Source organism: Streptomyces albipurpureus (assembly GCF_023701525.1).
Classification (GTDB): domain Bacteria; phylum Actinomycetota; class Actinomycetes; order Streptomycetales; family Streptomycetaceae; genus Streptomyces; species Streptomyces albipurpureus.
Window position 1 is genome coordinate 165,307 of record NZ_JAMQAW010000025.1, and the last position, 21,409, is coordinate 186,715.

16 protein-coding genes are annotated in these 21,409 nt (G+C 68.6%); 6 read left to right on the top strand and 10 right to left on the bottom strand.

The features are described 5' to 3' along the window. Positions 1 to 3 precede the first annotated feature (3 nt). From NBG84_RS20225 to NBG84_RS20235, 3 genes are all read right to left on the bottom strand, one after another. Positions 4 to 501 carry a GNAT family N-acetyltransferase gene (locus tag NBG84_RS20225; RefSeq protein ID WP_250920933.1) on the bottom strand — a complete coding sequence of 166 codons (498 nt, stop codon included), beginning with the start codon at positions 499 to 501 and terminating at the stop codon, positions 4 to 6. Between the two features lie 23 nt (positions 502 to 524). Continuing rightward, the gene (locus NBG84_RS20230) at positions 525 to 908 is read right to left on the bottom strand and encodes a VOC family protein (protein WP_250920934.1); all 384 of its coding nucleotides are present in this window, start codon (positions 906 to 908) and stop codon (positions 525 to 527) included. 134 nt (positions 909 to 1,042) lie between these two features. Continuing rightward, a complete protein-coding gene (locus tag NBG84_RS20235; RefSeq protein ID WP_250920935.1) occupies positions 1,043 to 1,504 on the bottom strand; it encodes a winged helix-turn-helix transcriptional regulator in 462 nt (153 codons plus the stop codon). Positions 1,505 to 1,615: 111 nt separating this feature from the next. On the opposite strand from NBG84_RS20235, the gene NBG84_RS20240 reads away from it, so the two are divergent. Both NBG84_RS20240 and NBG84_RS20245 read left to right on the top strand, forming a co-directional pair. Beyond that, the gene (locus NBG84_RS20240; protein WP_250920936.1) at positions 1,616 to 2,254 is read left to right on the top strand and encodes an NADPH-dependent F420 reductase; all 639 of its coding nucleotides are present in this window, start codon (positions 1,616 to 1,618) and stop codon (positions 2,252 to 2,254) included. 565 nt (positions 2,255 to 2,819) lie between these two features. Beyond that, the gene (locus tag NBG84_RS20245; protein ID WP_250920937.1) at positions 2,820 to 4,283 is read left to right on the top strand and encodes a PP2C family protein-serine/threonine phosphatase; all 1,464 of its coding nucleotides are present in this window, start codon (positions 2,820 to 2,822) and stop codon (positions 4,281 to 4,283) included. Positions 4,284 to 4,340: 57 nt separating this feature from the next. Here NBG84_RS20245 and NBG84_RS20250 read toward each other — a convergent pair whose 3' ends face one another. After that, positions 4,341 to 5,834 (bottom strand): DNA-binding protein NsdB, encoded by a 1,494-nt coding sequence (locus tag NBG84_RS20250; RefSeq protein WP_250920938.1) that lies wholly within the window; start codon positions 5,832 to 5,834, stop codon positions 4,341 to 4,343. A 229-nt stretch (positions 5,835 to 6,063) separates the two neighbouring features. Here NBG84_RS20250 and NBG84_RS20255 point away from each other — a divergent pair, with 229 nt between their 5' ends. Then, positions 6,064 to 7,191 (top strand): aminoglycoside phosphotransferase family protein, encoded by a 1,128-nt coding sequence (locus NBG84_RS20255; RefSeq protein ID WP_250920939.1) that lies wholly within the window; start codon positions 6,064 to 6,066, stop codon positions 7,189 to 7,191. A gap of 368 nt (positions 7,192 to 7,559) precedes the next feature. Next, positions 7,560 to 9,746, top strand: coding sequence for a terpene synthase family protein (locus NBG84_RS20260; RefSeq protein ID WP_250920940.1), 2,187 nt, complete (start codon positions 7,560 to 7,562; stop codon positions 9,744 to 9,746). Between the two features lie 68 nt (positions 9,747 to 9,814). Here the strand turns inward: NBG84_RS20260 and NBG84_RS20265 are convergent, their stop codons facing one another. From NBG84_RS20265 to NBG84_RS20285, 4 genes are all read right to left on the bottom strand, one after another. Then, entirely contained in the window at positions 9,815 to 10,315 is a 501-nt protein-coding gene (locus NBG84_RS20265) for a hypothetical protein (RefSeq protein ID WP_250920941.1), read from the bottom strand. 401 nt (positions 10,316 to 10,716) lie between these two features. Then, positions 10,717 to 13,626, bottom strand: a complete 2,910-nt coding sequence (locus NBG84_RS20270) for an ATP-binding protein (RefSeq protein WP_250920942.1) — start codon at positions 13,624 to 13,626, stop codon at positions 10,717 to 10,719. Positions 13,627 to 14,113: 487 nt separating this feature from the next. Continuing rightward, positions 14,114 to 15,691: a GNAT family N-acetyltransferase gene (locus NBG84_RS41165; protein ID WP_308312089.1), complete on the bottom strand. Its 1,578-nt coding sequence runs from the start codon at positions 15,689 to 15,691 to the stop codon at positions 14,114 to 14,116. Between the two features lie 320 nt (positions 15,692 to 16,011). After that, a complete protein-coding gene (locus tag NBG84_RS20285; protein WP_285367241.1) occupies positions 16,012 to 16,227 on the bottom strand; it encodes a DUF397 domain-containing protein in 216 nt (71 codons plus the stop codon). A 454-nt stretch (positions 16,228 to 16,681) separates the two neighbouring features. On the opposite strand from NBG84_RS20285, the gene NBG84_RS20290 reads away from it, so the two are divergent. After that, complete coding sequence (locus tag NBG84_RS20290; RefSeq protein ID WP_250920944.1) at positions 16,682 to 17,239, top strand: AAA family ATPase; 558 nt, start codon at positions 16,682 to 16,684, stop codon at positions 17,237 to 17,239. A gap of 352 nt (positions 17,240 to 17,591) precedes the next feature. Continuing rightward, positions 17,592 to 18,692, top strand: a complete 1,101-nt coding sequence (locus tag NBG84_RS20295; RefSeq protein ID WP_250920945.1) for a calcium:cation antiporter — start codon at positions 17,592 to 17,594, stop codon at positions 18,690 to 18,692. A gap of 75 nt (positions 18,693 to 18,767) precedes the next feature. Here the strand turns inward: NBG84_RS20295 and metX are convergent, their stop codons facing one another. Both metX and NBG84_RS20305 read right to left on the bottom strand, forming a co-directional pair. After that, positions 18,768 to 19,907: a homoserine O-acetyltransferase MetX gene (gene metX, locus NBG84_RS20300; protein WP_250920946.1), complete on the bottom strand. Its 1,140-nt coding sequence runs from the start codon at positions 19,905 to 19,907 to the stop codon at positions 18,768 to 18,770. 17 nt (positions 19,908 to 19,924) lie between these two features. Next, the gene (locus NBG84_RS20305) at positions 19,925 to 21,283 is read right to left on the bottom strand and encodes a bifunctional o-acetylhomoserine/o-acetylserine sulfhydrylase (RefSeq protein ID WP_250920947.1); all 1,359 of its coding nucleotides are present in this window, start codon (positions 21,281 to 21,283) and stop codon (positions 19,925 to 19,927) included. Positions 21,284 to 21,409: the final 126 nt, after the last annotated feature.

The window sequence follows — 21,409 nt, forward strand, 5'->3', positions numbered from 1 at the left end:
GCGCTATTCGGCCGTGGGGATGGGGAAGACAAGTTCGGGTCGGTCCCAGTTCACCACGGGGGGCTGGGCCAAGACCGTGCCCGTGCGCCGCGCTCCGACGCTGCGGTAGAAGCCCTCGGCCGGCGGGTGGGAGACCACCCGTACCGCTTCGATGCCCGCACCGCGTGCCTCAGCGACCATATGGCTGACCAACCGGCGCCCGATGCCGAGGCCTTGCGCCCGGTCCGCGACGAACATCAGATCGAGTTCGGGCGGGCTCAGCAGCAACGAGTAGAAGCCGAGCAGGGTGTCGTCTTCGTCGACGGCCACATGGACCGGATGAGCCTCGATGTAGTCGGGCCCCACCCGGTACTGGGCGACCATGGACGCATAGCCGCCCTCATACGCACGTGAGCGGCGCACCAGGTTGGTGAGGCGCTTGGCATCCCGAGCGGTCGCCCGTCTGATCCGTACGCCTTCTCCCCGAGCCGCCCGCCCCCGGCGGGCCATACGTGAACTCATTCAGCGAGTATTGCATTCACCGGTCACCTGTGAAGAAACAGACAGAAGGGGTGACCTGCGGGGTCAAGCAGGACAGTGAGGTCACCGCCCGGCGGCTGCCACGCCGCTTCGGTTGCTCCCAGCGACACCGCGTGCCGGGTGGCGGCCTCCAGATCGTCGACCTGAATGTCCGGGTGCAGCATCTTCTGCTGGGCTCCGGGTTCCTCGGGCCAGTATGGAGGCTGGTAGTCCGCTTCGCTCTGGAGGGAGAGGCCCAGGGTGCCGTCCGGTGACCGTAGGTGGACCCAGCCGGGTTCGCTGGAGCGCGTCCGCCAACCGAGTAGTTGGGCGTAGAACGCGGCGAGTGCCTGAGCGTCATGGCAGTCGATCACGATGCTCGCCAAGGTGAATCGAGGGGCGCTGGTCATGCTCTCTCCCTGACCTGGGGCGGCCCGTGGGCCGGTCGGTGGACCGGCGCCCGGGCTGCTGGGCAACTGAACGGAGCACCGGAAGGGACGCCTGATGGATCGTTCTTCGGACGCCACCGGGTCGGTCGGTGGTGTCAGCCTTGGCCGCGTCGGCCGTGGGGCCCCGTTCCTCTCTGTTCGTCGTCGTGGGAGGCGCGACTTCGCTGGTCGTCGTAGCCGGTGCGAGCCGAATCGATCGCGGCCATGTTCTGCTCGGCCCAGCGGGTCACCTCACGGAGGACGGGTAGCAGGCTCCGCCCGAGCGGGGTCAGGGCGTAGTCGACCCTCACCGGCACACTCGGGGTGAGGGTGCGTGAGAGCAGTCCATCGCGTTCGAGGCGGCGCAGTGTCTCGGTGAGCATCTTCTGGCTGGCCCCCGCGATCGACTGAGCCAATTCGCCGTAACGCCGCGGGCCCTCGGTCAGCTCCTTGAGGATCAGGGCGACCCATTTCTCCCCCAGGCGTTCAAGCAGGCGGTTGGTCGAACAGGCGGCGAACCGGTCCTGATGGGCGATCCGGGCATCGGAACGTCGTTGGGCGGCGGTGCGCGTCGTCATGGCATCCCTTCGTGTGCGTTGGCCACGGTGAAGTGCGTACTGCCCATTCAACGGCAGCAGCGCCTAGCGTCCCTGGGAACCGCACGGTCCGCATTCAAACGGGGAGAGACCTTGACGACGATCGCCATCCTGGGCTCCGGCACGGTGGCCCGAGCACTCACCGGCGCCCTGCGACGGGCGGGGCATGAGGTCCTGGTGGGCTCGCGTGACCCGCGGACCGCGATCCGCGCCGAAGCCGGTTCCGCCGTACGCGCCACCGGCCTCTGGGAGGCCGCCGGTTCCGCGGAACTGGTCATCAACGCTCTGCCGGGGTCCGTCTCGGTGGAGGTTCTCGCCGGTCTTGCGAAGGCGCTCGCGGACAAGGTCCTGATCGATATCGCCAACGCCACCGAGATCGACGCACATGGATTCGCGTCGGCGGCCATCTACCCCGGCAGCAGCCTTGCCGAGCAGCTCCAACTATCGCTGCCGGCCGTCCACGTGGTGAAGACCCTCAACACGGTGCACGCGTCGCTGATGGGCGATCCCTCGCAACTGGCCTTCCCTCCTTGCGCCTTCCTCTCGGGCAACGAGGCCCGCGCCAAGGGGAGGGTCGCCGAACTGCTGGGCGAGTTGGGCTGGGCACGGGAGTGGATCATCGATCTCGGGGACATCCGGACGGCTCGGGGCCCCGAGTCCTTCGTGCTCATGGTGGGCGATCTGGTCCGGGCGCTGGGACCCGTGCCGTTCGGTATGGCCATCGCGCGATGAGGTCCAAGCGATTCCGGTCCACCTGCCGCTACCACCGCTCCCCTCTCCACTTATGTTCTGAAGACGTTCGAGAGCACCGCCCGGAGCCGCCGGGCGTCTGGTCTGCGCCCTGGGTCCCTGCGCACCGAGGAGACGGTTGACGAGGCTCGGTCCCGCTGAGCACGCAGGGCGCCGCATACAGGGGAGAGCCTGTGGCCAGCGTCACGCATATGCCCCGACGGAAGCCGGTGGCGGCGCCGGGGCGGGCGGGGCGGTTCCTCGCCGTCGCTGCTCATGGCGGGTACATGTTCCGGGGACTAGGCTCTGACCGTTGGGAACGCGCCTGAATCAGCTGGAATCCATCTTGCCCGACCCCCGCAAAGTCGGTAAAACGGTGAAGGCGGTGGCCAGCCCTAGTACACCGCCCTGAGTCCAGACCTGGCTTCAGCATATGACCGGGGCACCATCGCATCGAGTGTTGCCAAATCCCTTACGGGCCATCGCTCCCTGTGCAAGAGTCGTAACGGTCCATTGTTCAGACCGTGTCTCAGACCTGGCCCCGGCCACGCCTGTATCGGAGTACGACATGCCGTCCCATGTGTTCGCGGACCGTCCTGCCGCGCAGCCTCCAGAGCGTGGCACCGTCGACGCCTTGATCACCCGGACGCACCGGCTGCGGGGTGATCTGGACGCCGTCCGCCGAGACTCGGTAGTGGACATCGACGATCCACAGGGGAGATGGCAGCGCGCGCTCTGTGATCTGGCAGTTCACCAACTCGACGACCTCGGCTCCCACCTGGGCCAGCTCAAGGAAGGGCTACCGCCGCCCCTCAACAACACTGTCGGCACCGACAACCCCGACGGCGCCGACGCGCCCTCCCACGCCTATGTGAAGGACGGCGACCGACGGACCGGCGCACTCCTCAGCCGGATCGGCAGTGCGGAGTGGAATCTCCTCACCGATGAGGTGAGCTGGTCGGACGAACTCTTCCGCATCGTGGGGCGCGCCCCGAAGAGCGGTCCGATGACCCTGGATGAGTTGCCCTCCATCGTCTTCGCCGAGGACCAGTCCCTCCTGACCGCGCTGGTGACCGCCTGTCTGGTCGATGGCCGTCCCATCGACGGTGAATTCCGTATGGTCCGGGCCGACGGCAGGGTCCGTACCGTCCATATGACCGGCGAACCCGTGCTGGACTCCGATGGTTCGACCGCTTCCATGTGGGCGGTGTTCCGCGACGTCAGCGAGCTACGCCGCAGCGAACGGGCGGTACGGGAGAGCCGTGATTCGCTCCACCGCCGGCAGCACTTCGAGCAGACGGAGCACCGGCTCGCAGTTGAACTGCAGGAGGCGGTTCTCCCCCCGTGGCGTGGCTCCCTGCACTTCCCGCTCGACGGCAGCGCCGGGGTGGATGTCGCCGCACACTACCTCCCCTCCATCAACAGGGCTCTGATCGGGGGAAACTGGTATGACGCCCTCCAGCTTCCCTCCGGCACCTCGATGTTCAGCGTCGGCGATCTGACCGGACACGGCGTCACCGCGACCTCCACGATGGCCATGCTGCTCGGTGCGCTACGGGGTCTGGGCGTGGCCGGCATCCAACCGGGCCAGGTCATGGGGCATCTCAACCAACTGCTGGAGACTTCGGTTCAACCGGCGCTGGGCAGCGCCGTGTGCTGCCGGTTCGACCCGGTGACCCGCACCCTCTCCTGGGCGCAGGCGGGACACCCCGCTCCGCTGCTCTTCCGCGACGGAACGGGGCGTGCCCTGACGCCACCCGATGGTGTGCTGCTCGGTGCTACCTCCAACGCCGGTTACGAACAGGCCGAGCTAGCACTTCGGCCCGGGGATCTGCTGGTGCTGCGCACCGACGGTCTCACCCGCAGGAGCGCGGCGGAGGAAGAGGACGGCACCGATCTCCTGCTGGCCCTGGCGCCCCGCCTCACCGAGGCCCGCGACGCCCAGGAATGCGTACGGATCGTGGTCGAGGCATGTCACGCGGACGAACGCGCGGATGACGCCTGTGTACTGGTCGCGAGGGTCGGTTCCTAGCGGCGGACGCGTTTTGGGACCCCGATGCGAGCCGCGCCGTTCCAGCCTGTGACGATGTTAGATCTCGACACTCCTCGACCTCGGTGAAGGGCTGTTGGGGAGGGCCAGTCGGATCTCCTCCCGAAGGTCCTCGATCGTTCCGTAGCCGGCGTACTGGCCGGTGAGCCGATACATCTCGCGCAGCCTGTCCCAGGTTCGGTGCGATGAGGTCTCCCCCATCGAGACGAGTGCGAGCCTGGCATAGCGATCGGCCTGTTCGGGATCGTCCGAGATGAAGCAGGCCGAGGCCAGCGAGATGTAGTCGAAGATCTTTGACCGCTGTCGACCACCTTCGCGTAGTTCCAGCGCCTTCTTGGCGTGGTTCTGGGCGATCGTCGCCGCTGAGGGATCGTGCTCGGCGAGGGTCCGGTAGGCCAGGGCTTCCATCCCATGGAGATCCGCCTCGTCGAACATCTGCATCCAACTGGGCGGCGGTACATCGCTCTTGTCGGAGACGAAGAGCTCCTCCGCCTCACCGAGGGTGCGGCGCATGGCGTGGCCCTGCCCCTTGGCCGCCTGCGCCCAAGCCTCGATGGTGTGGAGCATCGCCTGGGTCCGTGGCAGTGTCTCCTCGCCGGAGCCGGACTTGGCGAGCTTCATCAGATCGAGGGCGTCGTCGGGTCGGCCCAGGTGGACCATCTGCCGAGCAGCCCGGGAGAGCGCTTCGCCGGCACGGGGGCGATCGCCCCCTTCGCGAGCCGCGTGCGCGGCGATGACGAAGTACTTCTGCGCGGTGGGCTCAAGGCCGACGTCGTGCGACATCCAGCCGGCGAGGACGGCGAGGTTGGCGGCGACGCCCCACAGGCGCCGCTGGAGGTGTTCGGGGTGACGGTAGGAGAGCATTCCGCCGACTTCATTGAGCTGGCCCACGACGGCCTTGCGCTGGAGCCCGCCGCCGCGAGCGGCGTCCCAGGCGCGGAAGACTTCGACGGAGCGTTCCAGTGCCGTGATCTCCTGCGACCCGATGGGGGCCGCCTCGTAGCGGTCGTAGCCTGCGGGGTCTGCGTGGAGGAGGCTCTCGGTGTAGGGGACGTCCTGGGCGAGTGCGAGGTCGGTGTGCAGCCAATCGTGCATAGCGCTGCTGAGTGCTGTTCCTGCGGCGAGCGCGGCGCCCGCGCCCACCAAGCCGCGGCGGTTGAGCATGAGGTCCATTCCCGTGAATTCGGTGAGGACCGCCGCCGTCCGGTCGGGCGCCCAGGGAAGACCGTCAGGGTTGTCCGACCCCTGCGCGTCCTTCCGTCTACCCGCTCGCCCGTTCCGTGCAAAGCCGAGATCCTCGATGGTCACGACACGGCCGAGACGCTCGGTGAACAGGGCAGCCAGCACCCGCGGCACAGGATCACGCGGGGTTTCCCCCATGTCTATCCAGCGTCTCACCCGAGAGGTGTCGGTCGCCAGCTGGGGATGGCCCATGGCCGCCGCCTGCCGGTTTACGAGTCTCGCGAGTTCGCCCTTGGACCAGCCGGCTAGGCCGAACAGATCGCACAGACGGGTGTTGGGTACTCCGGTCACGTCAAGCCCCCAGGTTCTCGGCTGTGTTGACAGTAACCCTCCGTCAGGTACGTGGCGACTATTCGCCAGGGTTTCGCCAGGGTGCGCCAGATGGTGTGCCACCCGCGCGCCGGTGTGAGGTAGGAACGCGCCACCCCGGCCCGGCATCGGGCACATTCCCCAGGATGTGCCCGATGCCGGGCGGGGCAGCGCTTGCAGACTGTCGGCGCGCGAAGGGATCTGTCACCCCATGTACACAGCATCGTCCTCCGTGTCCGCCCCACACCGGCCGCAGCGCTCCACGGTCGCGGTCGGCACCGGACCGTATGCCAGTCCCGCGCACGCCCAAGCCCGGTTGCGACGGCCGGCCGCGGCGGCCGGCCAGCCCCTCAGCGGAAGAATCGACCTGTCAGGCCCCCAGGGTGCGCAACTGCGCATGGCGGTGGCGTCGGTCCATCGGATCTGCCCGGAGTTCAATCCGGTCCAGGTGCTGCGTCGCAGCGGACGCTCCGTACTGATCGTCGGGACGACCGGTCGCACCACCGCGGTCGCCAAGTGCCTCCTGGACCACTCACCGGTCTGGACCGAGCGGTTCCAGCACGAGATAGCGGTCTACCGGGCCTTCGTGCGTCAACGCCCGTTGGTCCGGGCCCCGCGGCTGATCGCCGCCGACCCCGAGAACTGCACCCTGGTGATCGAACGGATGCCGGGCCGACCCGCGGCTCTGGTGCGTCACCCTGCCGAGGCTCCGCCGCGTGCCGACATCCGCGCGGTTCTCAGCTCGCTCGCCCGACTGAACAACTGGCGCCCACCCGCGGATGTGTTCGACCGTCCGCTCGACTACACCACGCGCATCGCGCACTACCACGAGCTCGGGATGTTCACCGACCGCGACCAGGGTGATCTCCACAAACTGCTGCACGGTTTGGCGTACGCGGGCGACCGGCAGAGCATGAGCCAGTTCTGCCACGGTGACGCGCTGCTCTCCAACATCCTGCTCTCGCCCACCGGACCCGTCCTCGTCGACTGGGAGCACGCGGGCTGGTACCTGCCGGGCTATGACCTGGCCACTCTCTGGTCGGTACTGGGGGACGCACCCGCCGCGCGCCGGCACATCAGCCAGCTCGCGCAGCGGGGAGGCCCCGCGGCACGCGATGCGTTCCTGGTCAATCTGATGCTGGTACTCACCCGGGAGATCCGCACCTACGAGACCGCGGTACAGCGCACCCTGCGGGAGTCGGGACCCTCGGGCGGCGGGTCCCCGGCAGGCCCGGGAGGCGCATCGTCCGGCGAGGAGCAGCGCCTGCTGCTGCGGCGACTGCACGATGACTGCGCACTCGCCCGGAGGGCGGTGCGTGCCGCGGTCGGCACTCGCTGACCGTCACCACAGAGGGGGAACTGCGCCGCGTGCCCGGTGCCGACACACCGGGCGCGCGGCGCACTGTGCCGTTGGAGGTTCGGCGGGTATCTCCACACGGGGGTGTACGACGCCGTGGGCCACCGGGTGGTAACCGGTGGGGAGTTGTACGACAGAATCCAGTGCGGGCATCGGGAGCGCCGTTGCGAAGGCAGCGGATGCGTGGGGTTCCTCCGGTAGTCGGCCCCCGGGCAATGCAGAGGAGCCGGGACCCAAACAATCGAACACATTGTCAGTTTATGTGACTATTAGGTTGTTGTGCGTGGGCCATACGGGCTAGGGGTAGGGCTGGGCCGTATCCTCCGAAACAATCGAAAGGCCCGGCACGCATGGCACAACCCTTCGTCCTGCCCGACTTCTACATGCCTTACCCGGCTCGCCTGAACGCCCACGTCGAAACCGCCCGAGTACACACTCGGGAGTGGGCGCGGGGCATGGGGATGCTGGAGGGGTCGGGAGTGTGGGAGGAGAGCGATCTGGAAGCGCATGACTACGCCCTGCTGTGCGCCTACACCCACCCCGACTGCGACGCCGAGGCCCTGTCCCTGGTCACCGACTGGTATGTGTGGGTCTTCTTCTTCGACGACCACTTCCTGGAGATCTTCAAGCGGACCCAGGACCGTGAGGGCGGCAAGGCCTACCTCGATCGGCTGCCGGCCTTTATGCCGATGGATCCGTCCGACCCCATGCCGGAGCCCACCAACCCGGTCGAAGCAGGTCTCGCCGACCTCTGGCGGCGAACCGTGCCGGGAATGTCCCCCGCCTGGCGTGCACGGTTCACCGAGTCCACCAGGAACCTGCTGAACGAGTCGATGTGGGAACTGTCCAACATCAATGAAGGGCGAATCTCCAACCCGGTCGAGTACATCGAGATGCGCCGCAAGGTCGGGGGCGCACCCTGGTCGGCAGGGCTGGTTGAGTACGCGGCCGGCGCCGAAGTCCCCGACTCGGTGGCCCGCTCCCGTCAACTACGCGTCCTGACCGACACGTTCGCCGACGCGGTACACCTACGCAACGACCTCTTCTCCTACCAGCGCGAGGTGGAGGACGAAGGCGAGCTCAGCAATGGCGTCCTCGTACTGGAGACCTTTCTGGACTGTACGACCCAGGAGGCCGCGGAGACCGTCAACGACCTGCTGACCTCACGCCTACAGCAGTTTGAGAACACCGCGCTCACCGAAGTTCCCGGCCTCTGCCTGGAGAAGGGGCTCAACCCGGCGGAGTGCGCTGCGATCGCCGCCTACGTCAAGGGGCTCCAGGACTGGCAGTCGGGTGGCCAGGAGTGGCATATGCGCTCCAGCCGCTATATGAACAAGGGTGCGGTGGGGCCGCAGTCGCCGTTCTCCGGTGTTCTCGGCACCTCGGCCCTGGACATCAGGGCACTCTTCGGCCGCCCGGCGATCGCCAGGCTGCGTACCCTGACGCATGTTCCCCATCAGCAGGTCGGGCCGTCGCTGCTACCGGACTTCCAGCTGCCGTTCCCACTGACCCTCAGCCCACACCATGAGGACGCGCGCGACAAGTCCGTGGCATGGGCGGAACGGATGGGGCTGCTCGGCGATATCTGGGACGGCCCGATGCTGCGCGGGTATGACTTCGCGCTGTGCTCGGCGGGGTTGGACCCCGATGCCACGCCCGAGGAACTGGAGCTCAGTGCCCAATGGCTGACCTGGGGTACGTATGGCGATGACTACTACCCCATGGTGTTCGGCCGCCCGCGCAATCTGCTGGGGGCGAAGCTGTGCCACGACCGGCTGCTGACCTGTATGCCGGTGGAGGAGCCATCAGCGGCCCCCGCCCTGGCCGTGAGTCCGATGGAGCGGTCCCTGGCAGACCTCTGGGTGCGCACTGCGGGGCCGATGAGTATCGACGCCCGGCAGCAGTTGCGTAGATCCATCGAAACGATGTTGGAAAGCTGGCTCTGGGAACTGCACAACCAGGCACAGCACCGGGTGCCCGATCCGGTCGACTACCTGGAGATGCGCAGGTTCACCTTCGGCTCGGACCTCACCATGCTGCTGTCGAAGTTGCGGCACGAAGGGCAGCTCCCGGCCGGGCTGTTGCGCAGCGGCACCGTTCAGGCCCTTGAGTACGCGGCGCAGGACTACGCCTGTCTGATCAATGACCTCTTCTCCTACCAGAAGGAGATCGAAGTCGAGGGCGAAGTGCACAACGCGGTGCTGGTGGTCCAGACGTTCTTCGGCTGTGACTATCCATCAGCCGTCGCGATCGTGGACGATCTGATGAATGGGCGGCTACGGCAGATCCAGCATATGAAGGAGCATGAACTCCCCTTGCTCTGCGAGGACTTCGCGCTCGATACCACCGGCCGGGCCGCACTCGACGCCTATGTGCGGGAGATCGAGGACTGGCTCGCGGGAATCCTCAACTGGCACCAGAAGGTGGCGCGTTACCGGCCGCAGGACGTGCACTCGGGCGCGGGAACCGCTCTGCTCGGCGGTCCGACCGGGCTGGGTACGACGGCGGCGCGCGTGGCCACCCTGCTGGCTCGCTAGCCCAAGAGAGGAGGGCCGTGCCGGGGAGATCCCTCCCCGGCACGGCCCTCATATGACCCTCGTCCGCTTCAGCCCTGCTGGAAGAGCTCCGCGGGTAGCGGCTTGAGCAAGGCGTAGAGATCATCGGTGATCGGTCGATCCCAGCTGGCGATGGTCACCAGTACCTGGTCGCTGCGATCGAACTGGACGCAGGAGATCCGGCTCTCGGACAGCTTGATCTTGCGCACGATGAGGAGGTTGTCGCCCTGCATCACCGGAACGTCCTCGGTGTCCACAACGACGACCGGCTCGTCGTTCTCCAGGGCGAGCAGCAGCTGGGCGACCTCGAAGGGGATCTGCCCTTCTTCGAGGTCGCGGGCCGGTGAGCCTTCCGGAAGATTTCCGATGATCATCGCGGGGCCGCGTCCGCCGAAGAGGTCGTACCGCAGAAAGACACCCTGGCAGGTGCCGTCCGGTGCGGGAAGGAGCCCCGCGCCGAGATTGCCGGGCCAGTCCCCCGGGTCCATGGCCAGGACGTCGAAGTCCGGGCCCGCGGGTGTGGCGGCGCTGCGGCGGCGGAGGAAGGACATAGCGCCATGGTACGTGTCCGAAGACCCGCACAGGACCCAGGGCGACAGGCCGGCGGCACGGATGGTGATCGTGGCCTGCCTGGGTTCACCGGGTCCGCGGAGCGTTGGGCCTGATCGATCGATCGGCGGTACGTGTCGGATGTGGGCGGTGGGCGGTCCGCGTAGAGGGGGCGGGTGGGCCCTGTCCGGGGCGGGCCCATGGATCGCCGGACGGACGGTCGGCCCTCGGGGCTGGGTTTTCCCGGGCAGCCCCGGTGGGGGATGGTCGATCCGGGGTGCCGCAGCACGGAGCAGCTCCTCTCCTCACCGGTCACCGCACCACCGGGGAAGCGCTCGCCAGCACCCCGCCGCGGCTCGGAGGGCTGGCCCGGTGGGCGGCGAAACGACGGCCTGCCCTCGGACTAACCGCCAGGGGGCTCCGCCGGAGGATCAGTCAGGATCGCTGCCATGGCTTCTGCGAGGCCTGCTGCCGAGGTCCCCACCTTGCGGTAGACGGCGGAGAGCAATCTGCGTACCGCTTCTTCATCGAGGTGCAGTTCCGAGGCCACGGATGCCCCGTCCCGACCTTGGGCGGTCAGCACGGCCGCGGTGCGCTCCCTGGTGGTGAGGCCCTCCGGCTCGATGACATGCAGCTGCCGGGGGCGTAACCCAGCAGCGGCTATTTCCGCGCGGGCCGTATCGGCGAGCGCGTCGGCACCGCACTGACCGGCACCCTCCAAGCCCCGGTAGAGATGGCCTGCGGCCGCCTTGGGGCGGCCTGAGCGACGCAGCTGGGTGCCCAGCGCTATCAGCGCCCTGGCCAGTTCATATGCCGCTGGCGAGCTTTCGAGCTGGGCGACCGACTCCGTCAGCAGCCCCAGTCGGTCGCCGGGCGACACCTCGGCGGCCACCCGCAGTGCCATACCGATCCCGGAGGGGGCCCCGTACCGCCGCGCCCGTTCCACCGCGTCCAGAGCGGTGGCCTTGGCCCGCTCGGGCGCGAAGGGAGCCTCCGCACGGGCTAGGTGAAGCTGCCAGGGGCACCACGCGGGGTTGCGCATACCGCGCGCGTCGAGACGGCGGCCCACCGCGGCTAGTTCCACGGCCGCGTCTTTGGCGCGGCCCTGTGCGAGAAGCAACTGGCCGTACACGGTCTGGGAATCGGGGAAGGTGACGGCGGCCGGGAAGGGTTCAGCGAAATGGTGGTCATGGGCGACCTGTGCGGCCTCTTCGACACGGCCGCGGGCGAGCAGCACCTCGATCAGGGTGCCCACGGCGTACCACTCGGCGGGTGTGCGGGGGCCGACACGTTCGGCGAGGCGCAGCCCGGCCAGGGCCAGGTCCTCGGCTTCGGCGAGGCGACCACGCCGGTAGCGGATGTAGCCATGCAGTGTGTAGGCGAAGGACAGATGGGCTCCCCGCCAGCCTTGGCGTTCGAACTCGGCGGTGCCGGCGGCGAACAGTTCTTCGGCGCGGCTGGGTCGGTCGGCGAAGACGAAGGTGAGGGCGACCAGTGCGGGTACTTCGAAGCCGCGGTCCTCCACCGCCCAGCTCAGCCCGCCTTCCAGGGCGCGTTCCGCATGGTGGAGGGCGAGGGCGTCGGGCTCGGCGCGCAGTGTGGCGTCCCAGGCGCGCAGCCCGATGATGTACCGCTCGGTGAGGTCCCGTCCGGTGAGGCGATCGGCGAGTTTCGCCAGGCGGCGGGAGCGTGCGGGGGACTCGGGCTCGTCGGCGCGGAAGGCGTCCCACATGAACTTCTCGGCCCTCATACGCAGCCGGGTGCGTGGGTCGTTGGTGAGCCGGGCCTCTCGGGCGAGGGTCTGGGAGGCTTCGCCGATGCGGTCGGAGTGGGCGAGCACCTGGGAAAGCCGGTACACGATGCCTCGGCGCAGTGCGGGGTCCGCGATCGGTTCGTCGAGGGCGGCACGGAGGTGGTTGACGGTGGTGGCGGGTTCGGTCAGGAGGGAGGAGCAACCCAGCTCGTAGAGAACGGCGGCGCGTTCCTGGGGTAGCGGGGGTTCACGCAGCGCGCGGGCGAGTTGGCGACGGGCGGCTTCGGGGGCCCCGGCGCGGAGCGTCTCACGGGCTGCCTCCCGTAGTTGTTGGACTACCCAGGGGTCGCCCTCGGGATGGGTCTCCAGTAGATGTCGGGCAGCCGCTGTGGGCCCGAGGCCTGCGTCGACGACGGACCAGGCGGCCTGGCCGTGTAGGGCCACCCTGACACCGTCGGGTATGGCGCGGTAGACCGCGGTGGCGATCAACGGGTGAACGAACTCCAGGGTGTCCGTCCCGGTGAGGATGCGGGCGTCGCGCAATCGGTCGGCCGCGTCAGCGGCGGCTTCGGTGCCGAGACCGGCGACGGAGGCCGCGAGCGCGGGCGGGATCTCGGTACCGAGTACGGCTCCAGCCCAGGCGAAGCGCGTGGTGGAGGGGCCCAGGCGTTCCAGGCGGGCGATGAGTCCGCTGCCTTTGACCGCGGCGGCGAGGTCGCGGAGGAGGGGAGCTCCGGCCGCGGTGGGTTCGATGGAGCGGTCACGCACCTTGGCGATGAGCTCGATGGCCTCGAAGGGGTTTCCCGCGGTGACCGCCCAGCATTCGCGGCAGAACGTGTCATCGGCGTAGACGCCCAGCCACTCCCGTACCAGTCGCGCGACGGCGGTGGCGGTGAGGGGTTCGAGGTCGATGGGCCGCTGTCCGGCCCGGCCCGGAAGGTGGCGGAACTGGTAGGCGTGGTCGGGCAGCTCCTCGGGGCGGTAGGCGACGACCAGGAGCATGGGAAGCTCTTCGGCGCGTGGCGCGAAGGATGCGAGCCAGCTGAGTGACTCGGGGTCGGCCCAGTGGGCGTCGTCGAGAACGAGGACGAGGGGTGCGCGCTGTACGGCCAGGTGGGTGAGGACCCAATCGAGGCCGTCACGCAGACCTTGGGGGTCGGGTGGGGAGCCGTCCTCCGCGCTGCACAGACCGAGTGCCGGTCCAACGATGCCGTACCAGCTGCCGAGGCGTAGGCGCAGTACGGCCTCGGGTACTCCGGCGAGTTGCGGTTGTATGAGTTGGCGGGCCACATGGAAGGCGACCTGTTGTTCTTGTTCTCCGCCACGCGCGGAGAGGACGGTGCATCCCTGGGCGGCGGCGCGGCGGCGCACTTCGGTGAGAAGGGTCGTCTTACCGAGGCCGGCGTGTCCCGCGAAGGCGAGGAGGGCGCCACGGGGGTGTCCGGGGCCTTCGTCGTGATGGGGGACGCCGATGAGTTCGTCCAGCGCCTCATCGGCAGCGGCCAGTTCCGCATCGCGCTCGAAGAGTCGACGCCTCGCCGCGCCGGCACGTCGCGTCATGCAAACAAACCCCCATGACAAGGCGCGCACCCGGCATCGCTCGGGGGCCGCCGGGACAGCTGTCCTTGAGGGACCTCAGCGTACGCCAGCAGGCGGGGTTGGGAACCTGTCCTTTCCGAAAAGGGCTGCTGGGGAGGGGTTTTCGGTCGCCCCGTACCGCGTGGTGGCCCCATGCCGCGGTGCGCGGGGTGACCCACGGCGATCATCCGTACCCAGGGATGAGCTCGTCCACGGGCACCAACGCGGGAGACCGGCTGTCCGGTTGGAACGGGATCGGGGTGACTCGGCGCGGACGGGGTGGGACCAATGCTCCCCCCATGGGGCCTCCATGGGTGTTGGTCACCTATTCTCCCACTCGCGACAGTTCTTTCGGCATCGCCTCGACCAAACGATCACGCTCTGGTACGACGGTCAACCGGTGAGCCCGGGAGTGTGCAGCGGCGGCCGGGGTCCGGAGACGTCCGGGGTCCGAAGATGTCGTTGTCCGCTAGAGGATGTCGTCGAGCAGTGGTGCGAAGTACCCGCCGTCCCCCGTGGCAAAGGCCGTGAGCATGGCGGCGGACGCGGCGCGTTCGGTGGCGTTGGGGGCTTCCGCGGCCAGTTCGTTCTCCAGCAGCCACATCTCCAGCATGATCGAGTAGCCGATGAGCACATCGGGCCCACCCGCGGCGTCCAGCGAGGCGGCGGCAATGCGGTGGACCACGTCCTGAAGCGGTGCGCGTTCCGCCGGGTCGCCCGGTCCGAAGGCCGTCTTGACGACCTCGTTGAGATCGATCGCGATGGGTGCGATGACGGCGAACTCGAAGTCGAGCAGTGCGATGACACGGCCGCTGTGCCAGAGCGTGTTCGGAGTGCAGAGGTCACCGTGGTTCAGGGCCTTGGGGACCCCCGGCAGGGCCGCCCAGAAACGGTCCAATGCCTCGCTGAGCCCCCTGGCCTGGGCCGTGGTGAGCTCATTCGCCACGATGAGTCGGTCGAGGGTCGCCCTCGCCTCCTGGACGCTCCCGGGAAAGAACGGCGAGCGGGAGCGGGTGTGGGGTGCGGCCGCGACCACGTCGACACCATGGATGTGACGGGCTCGCTCCCACATCTGCTCGATGGCCTCTGCCCTGGCAGTGTGATCCAGTGATGGCCAGATCTCCTCCAGGTTCTCTCCGGCCAGCCGACGGGTGAGCACCCACTCATGGCCGTGCAGGACGCCCGCCTCCACGATCGTGGGACAGCCGACCTCCGGGGGGAGAAGCCGTACGAGCCGTGCCTCACGGAGTAGATCCGACTGCTGCGGCTTCGGTGCGACGCGGATGGCCAGTTCATCCGTCAGCCAGGTGGCATTGGTCCAGCCTCTGCCACGTTGGGCACGGGTCAGATCGACGTCGTACCTGCGCAGGATCTCCGCGGCCACACCCTGCGGACCAGAAGAGCTGATCTTGCCGTTCACCACCACGGAAGCGCTACCCGATCGCAGATTGAGGAGCGGTGGCTCCATCGCCACCAGCTGGGGGGCCTTGCCGGTTCCTTTGAGTGGGGCTTGGTGCGGGCCGGAGCTGGCCGCTGGTGTCCGTGGGGCTGGCACGTCGGGCCAGGCGATGCTGAAGTAGGCGAGTCGCTCGTCTTCCGCGATCAGGCTCATGCCGGCCGCGGCCATCACATGTCGCGATGCGAGATTGCCTCGATCGGCATCGCCGTCCACGCGGGTGACGCCATGTTCTCGCGCGAACAGCACCAGTGCACGCAGCGCCTCTGAGGCATAACCCCTGCCTCGCGCTGCCCGGGTCAGGCCGAAGCCGATCGTCACCCTGCCATTTCGGTCCGGGGGCTCATGGAAACCCAGGCCCCCGATCGCCGAACCGTCGTCACGACAACGGATTTCATAGGTGCCGAACGGCTGGATGTCACCCATCCGTGCGCAAACGCCGAGGAAGCGGCGAGCCGCGACCAGATCTCCGCCGGTGGGGTATCCGGTTGCCCAGCGAACGACGCCGTCCGGCTCGCCGGTCAACAGTTGTTCGGCCTCGGCGATGCTCATCGGGTGGAGCACCAGCCGCTCGGTCAGTAGATCGTCCACATCACTGTGAGTACCACGCGACTAGGCGGTATCGCACGGGGATTTCCCGCCCGAGCCCCGCAGCAGGCGCGCCCTGGCTGGCCTACGGAACACCGAGTCAAGGCAGCTGACCTCCCCCTCCAGGACGGCAGACGCAGAAGACGCGAAGCCTCGGAGGGCAGGCGGGGATCAATGGCCCCGGTGGCGGTTCCCTGAGCTGGCTGTGCGGCCGTCGCCCAGCGGCGACCGGCGTCCACTCGTCGATGGTCAGGCCGCGCGGCTATGTCGTACTCCGTGGGGAGATACACAGGCACGCGGCCGTACGACCGTGGCCGAGAAGGCTAGGTGAGGTCGAACTCCCCCTCGCGGGCGTTCAGTACGAACGCCCGCCACTCCGCCGGGGTGAAGATCAGCGATGGGCTCTCGGGACGGCCGCCGTGCCGCATGGCGATAAAGCCCTCCACAAAGGCGATCTGCACATCTCCCGTTCCCTGGCTACCGGACTGCCAGTTGGCGTTGCTGAGGTCGAGCTCGGGCTTCTCCCAACTCGAAAACATCTGCGTGGTGGTGGTGCTCTCGGCCACGTCCGTGCTCCTCCCGCATGGATTCCGGGCCAGCCTAGCCATCGGTGGTCCTCCCGCACAGGCCGCGAGCGGACCGTGAGCGGATCGGCCAGAAGACCATCGATTGTGGAGAGCTCGCAGATACGGCTCGACCCCGCATCAGGTCATCGCTGGTTCCGCCGCCACCAGGCGGATCGCGAAGAGCCGCGACCCGCGGTCGTGGGCATGGGCGCAACGCCTCGTGGAACTCGTCGATCTGGTGTTCCCCCGCCGCTGCCGGCGCCCATCCGAGCTCGCCATGGAGCGCTGCGAGGCAGGTCGAGTCCGGTCAGATCGGGGGCGGGGCAGGAGGAGCGAGTCGGCGGCCGAGCACCCCACAGATCTCACCCGGCGAGGCCGTAGTGTGGACCGTATCGGGTACCGGTGTCCGGCGAGGGAGAGAGAGCCTGTGATCGTCTGGGTGAACGGCGCCTTCGGCAGTGGGAAGACCACCCTGGTCGGCGAAGTGCACCAACACTGGCCCGAGGCCTTGGTGTACGACCCTGAGCAAGTCGGCTATGTACTGGGTGACATCGTCGATGTACCGAGCGGGGACTTCCAGGACCTGCCCATCTGGCGCCGACAGGTGGTCAGCATGGCGGTGGGACTGGTGGCGGAGTACCAGCGTCCGATCTTGGCTCCGATGACGTTGGTCAATCCGCAGTACCTCGGTGAGATCTTCGGCGCCTTGGAGGAAGCGGGGGTGGACATCCACCATTTCTTCCTCAAGGTGTCCCCGGAGGTTCTGGCGCAACGAATCGACGCTCGCAGTGTCACGCCGCACGATCCAGCGCGGGACGAGGGTGTGCGCCAGTGGTGCAGGGAACAGATCGATCGATGTGTGGCGGCGGTGGACACCCTGCCCCGCGACACCATCTTCCTGGACGGCGAACGGCCCCGCGAGGAACTGGCTCGCGAGGTGCTGACGCGCATCGGAGTGCGGTCACCGCGACCGGCGAGGGCATAGCACGGTTGGCGGGGCTCTCCTGGTGGGGCTTGTACGGCGGCGCCGAGCTATGCCCGTCCATCCGTTGCCCGGGGAGCGCGTCGGGGTCCCGCTGAACGCAGCTGCGAGAGCGTTCGCCTGCCCCGTGCCAGGGGGACTGCGTGCGGGCGGGAGCAGACCGTTGACGGCGTCGGTCGCGACTCACCCCGGAGAGCCGTCCCTTGGGGAGGGTCAGGTGCGAAGGAGGGACACCCAGGCGCACCCTCTTCGCTCGGATGTTCGCCTGTTCGGCCGTCAGCAAGGGGTTCGGCCCGCACCCCCGTTGGCTCAGCACTGCGCGCGTCCCGACGCTCGGACTGGCAGCGTGGGGCTTATGAAGACCGGCGCGCCACGGCTTGGATCGCAGTGGACGACGTGGGTGCCGCCCGTCGCGGTTGTCGCCCTCATCCTGGGGTGGGGCCGTGAGCTCCCCCCTGTCGCCATGGCGATCATCGGGGTCTGTCTGGTCGGTGCGGTCCTCGCGGCTGTGCACCACGCCGAGGTCGTCGCGCATCGGGTCGGTGAGCCCTTTGGGTCACTGGTGCTGGCCGTCGCCGTGACCATCATCGAGGTGGGCCTGATCGTCACCCTGATGGCGGGGGGCGGGGACAAGGCGTCCACCTATGCCAGGGACACGGTCTACGCCGCCGTCATGATCACCTGCAATGGCATTGTGGGGTTCTCCCTGCTGATGGGTACGTTGCGCAACCGCGTCGCGATCTTCAATGCCGAGGGTTCGGGTGGGGCGCTCGCCACCGTCTGCACACTGGCCACCATGACACTGGTGGTGCCGGCGTTTACGACGAGTCAACCAGGGCCGGAGTTCACCGGAGACCAGCTGGCCTTCGCAGCCGGAGCGTCCCTCTGTCTCTACGCCCTGTTCGTCGGTGTGCAGACCGTGCGGCACCGTGAGTACTTCCTACCGGTGCGGTCCAAGGAGCAGGCTGTCCAGCCGGATGACCATGCCCCGTTGCCCACTGACCGTGCTACGTGGTCGAGTGCCGCCTTGCTGCTGGTGGCCCTGGTCGCCGTCGTCGGCAACGCGAAACTGGTCTCGCCGGCGATCGAGGACGGTGTGGAGTCAGCGGGACTGCCGACGGCCGTGGTCGGAGTGGTGATCGCGCTGCTCGTCCTCTCCCCGGAGACCCTGGCCGCGGTGCGAGCCGCCCGCTTGGGCCGGATGCAGACCAGCCTCAACCTGGCGTACGGCTCCGCCATCGCCAGCATCGGGCTCACCATTCCGGCCATCGCCCTCGCGTCGATCTGGCTCGAAGGGCCACTGGTGCTCGGTGTGGACGCCACCCATATGGTCCTGTTGGTGCTCACGGCGGTGGTCAGTGCGCTGACCGTGGTGCCCGGACGGGCGACGCTGCTCCAGGGCGGGGTGCATCTGGTGCTGTTCGCCGCGTTCCTCTTTCTCTCGTTCAGCCCCTGACCGATGGTTGGCGGGCCCGGAGACCGTATGGCGGCTCGTCAGACGTACGCGGTCACCGGGCCCACCACCGTTGGATCAGCTATCGGTGAGCTCCCGCACCAGTGCGGCCACCTGTGCGATCTCGATGAGGAACCCGTCGTGGCCATGGGGCGACCCGATGACCCGCAGACGATCGGCACCGGGGATGCGGTCGGCGAGCAACTGTTGCTGCCCCAGGGGGTAGAGCCGGTCGGAGTCGACCCCGGCCACCAGGGTACGGGCCTTCACCCGGCTCAGGGCGGCGGCGACGCCCCCACGGCCTCGACCGATGTCATGGCTGTTCATCGCCTCGGTGAGAACGACATAGCTGCCCGCGTCAAACCGGTGGATCAGTTTGTCGGCGTGGTGCTCAAGATAGGACTGCACCTGGTATCGACCGCCCCGCCAGGGGTCCTCCGCTCCCTGGGCCGAGCGCCCGAATCTGCTGTCGAGCTCGCTCTCACTGCGGTAGGTGACATGGGCGAGCCTGCGGGCCAGGCCCAAACCCCGGTGGGGCCCATGCCCGGGGGCGGCGTCGTAGTAGTCGCCACCGCGCCAGTTGGCGTCGGAGCGAATGGCTCCGAGCTGGATGTCGGCCCAGGCGATTTGCTCGGCGCTCGCCGCCGCCGTGGAGGCGAGAAGGAGGAGCGACGCGGTGCGATCCGGCTCGGAGACGGCCCATTCCAGCGCGCGCATCCCCCCCATGGACCCGCCCATCACCAGGGCCCAGCGGTCGACGCCGAGCAACTCGGCCAGCCGGACCTCGGCCCGCATCTGGTCACGCAGGGTCAGAAACGGGAACGAGCCGCCCCACCGGCTTCCGTCATCGCGCAGCGAGGACGGTCCGGTACTGCCCTGGCAGCCGCCCAGCACATTGGGTGCGACGACGAACCAGCGGTCGGTGTCGAGGGCCCGACCCGGGCCGATCAGGCCGTCCCACCAACCGGCGGCGGAGTGCCCGGGCTCGGCGGGGCCGCTGGCGTGGCTGTCTCCGGTCAGAGCGTGGAGGACAAGGACGGCGTTGGACCCGTCAGCCGCCAGCTGTCCCCAGGTCTCGTAGGCCAGACGTACTCCGGGGAGTTCGCCGCCGGCTTCCAGTCGCAGGGGGGACTCCAACCGCGCCCATCGCCGTCGGCCCGGCGGAGCGCCCTCCTGCCAGGCCCCGGTCACGGGCGGCAGGAGGGCGGTCCGGTGCACGGTGTCGGCTTGGGGGTTCAGGAGGCGCCCTTGGCCGCGCGGAATCCGGATTCGAGATCCGCCTTGAGGTCGGCGATGTTCTCGACGCCGACGGAGAGCCGGACCAGCCCGGGCGAGGTGCCCGTGGCGGCGAGCTGCTCGGGGGCGAGCTGGCTGTGCGTGGTGGAAGCAGGGTGGATGATCAGGCTGCGGACGTCGCCGATGTTGGCGAGGTGGCTGAAGAGCTCCACGGCGTCGACGAACCGCTTGCCGGCCTCGACGCCATCGCGCAGCTCGAACGAGAGAACAGCACCCGCGCCACGCGGCAGATACCGCTGCGCCGCCTGGTGCCAGCGATTGCTGGGCAGTCCCGGGTAGTGCACGGCCGCCACCTCATCGCGCTGCTCCAGCCATTCGGCGAGCGCCTGGGCGTTGGCGGAGTGCCGCTCGATGCGCAGACTGAGCGTCTCGATGCCCTGGAGCAGGAGGAACGCGGAGTGGGGGGCGATGGCGGGCCCGATGTCACGCAGCAGCTGTACGCGGAGCTTGATGGCGAAGGCGCTCGGCCCGAGGGCGGGCCAGTACCGCAGTCCGTGGTAGCTGGGGTCCGGCTCGTTGAAGTCGGGGAACCGCTCGGCGTGTGCGCCGAAGTCAAAGGTGCCGCCGTCCACGACGACCCCACCGAGCGTGGTCCCATGACCGCCGAGGAACTTGGTCGCCGAGTGGACGACGATGTCCGCGCCATGCTCGATGGGACGCAGCAGATAGGGCGTGGGGACCGTGTTGTCGACGATCAGCGGGACGCCGGCGGCGTGCGCGGTGTCCGCGACTCCCTGGACGTCCAGGACGTTTCCGCGAGGGTTGCCGAGGGTTTCGGCGAAGAGGGCCTTGGTGTTGGGGCGGATCGCGGCGCGCCAGGCGTCAAGATCGTCCGGGTCATCGACGAAGGACACCTCGATGCCGAACCTGGGCAGCGTGTGCCGGAAGAGGTTGTAGGTGCCCCCGTAGAGGGAGGTGCTGGAGACGATGTGGTCCCCAGCGCTCGCCAGGGTGAGGATCGCCAGGGTTTCGGCGGCCTGCCCGGAGGCGAGTGCCACCGCGGCGACGCCTCCCTCCAGGGCGGCCACCCGCTGCTCCAGGGCGTCCTGGGTGGGGTTGTGGATACGGGTGTAGATGTTGCCGGGCTCAGCCAGCGAGAAGAGGTCGGCCGCGTGCTGGGTGTCCCGGAAGACGAAGGATGTCGTCTGGTAGATCGGCACCGCCCGCGCACCCGTGGTGGGGTCGGGCGCGGTCCCCGCGTGCACCTGCTTGGTCTCGAAGGACCAGCCCGGGCCGGGGACGGAGGCGGTGTCGTCGGGTGTGTGACCGGCGGCTACCGAGTCAATGGGCTGGCTCATGGTTCTTCCTTCGGATGTGGTGGTCGGTGTTCACGCGAGCGCTGGCTGGGACCGTGGACTACCCCTGCGGGGCCGGCTGTGCCACGGGCGAGGTGTGTGCCGAAGAAGGAGGGTGTGAGGTCGCGC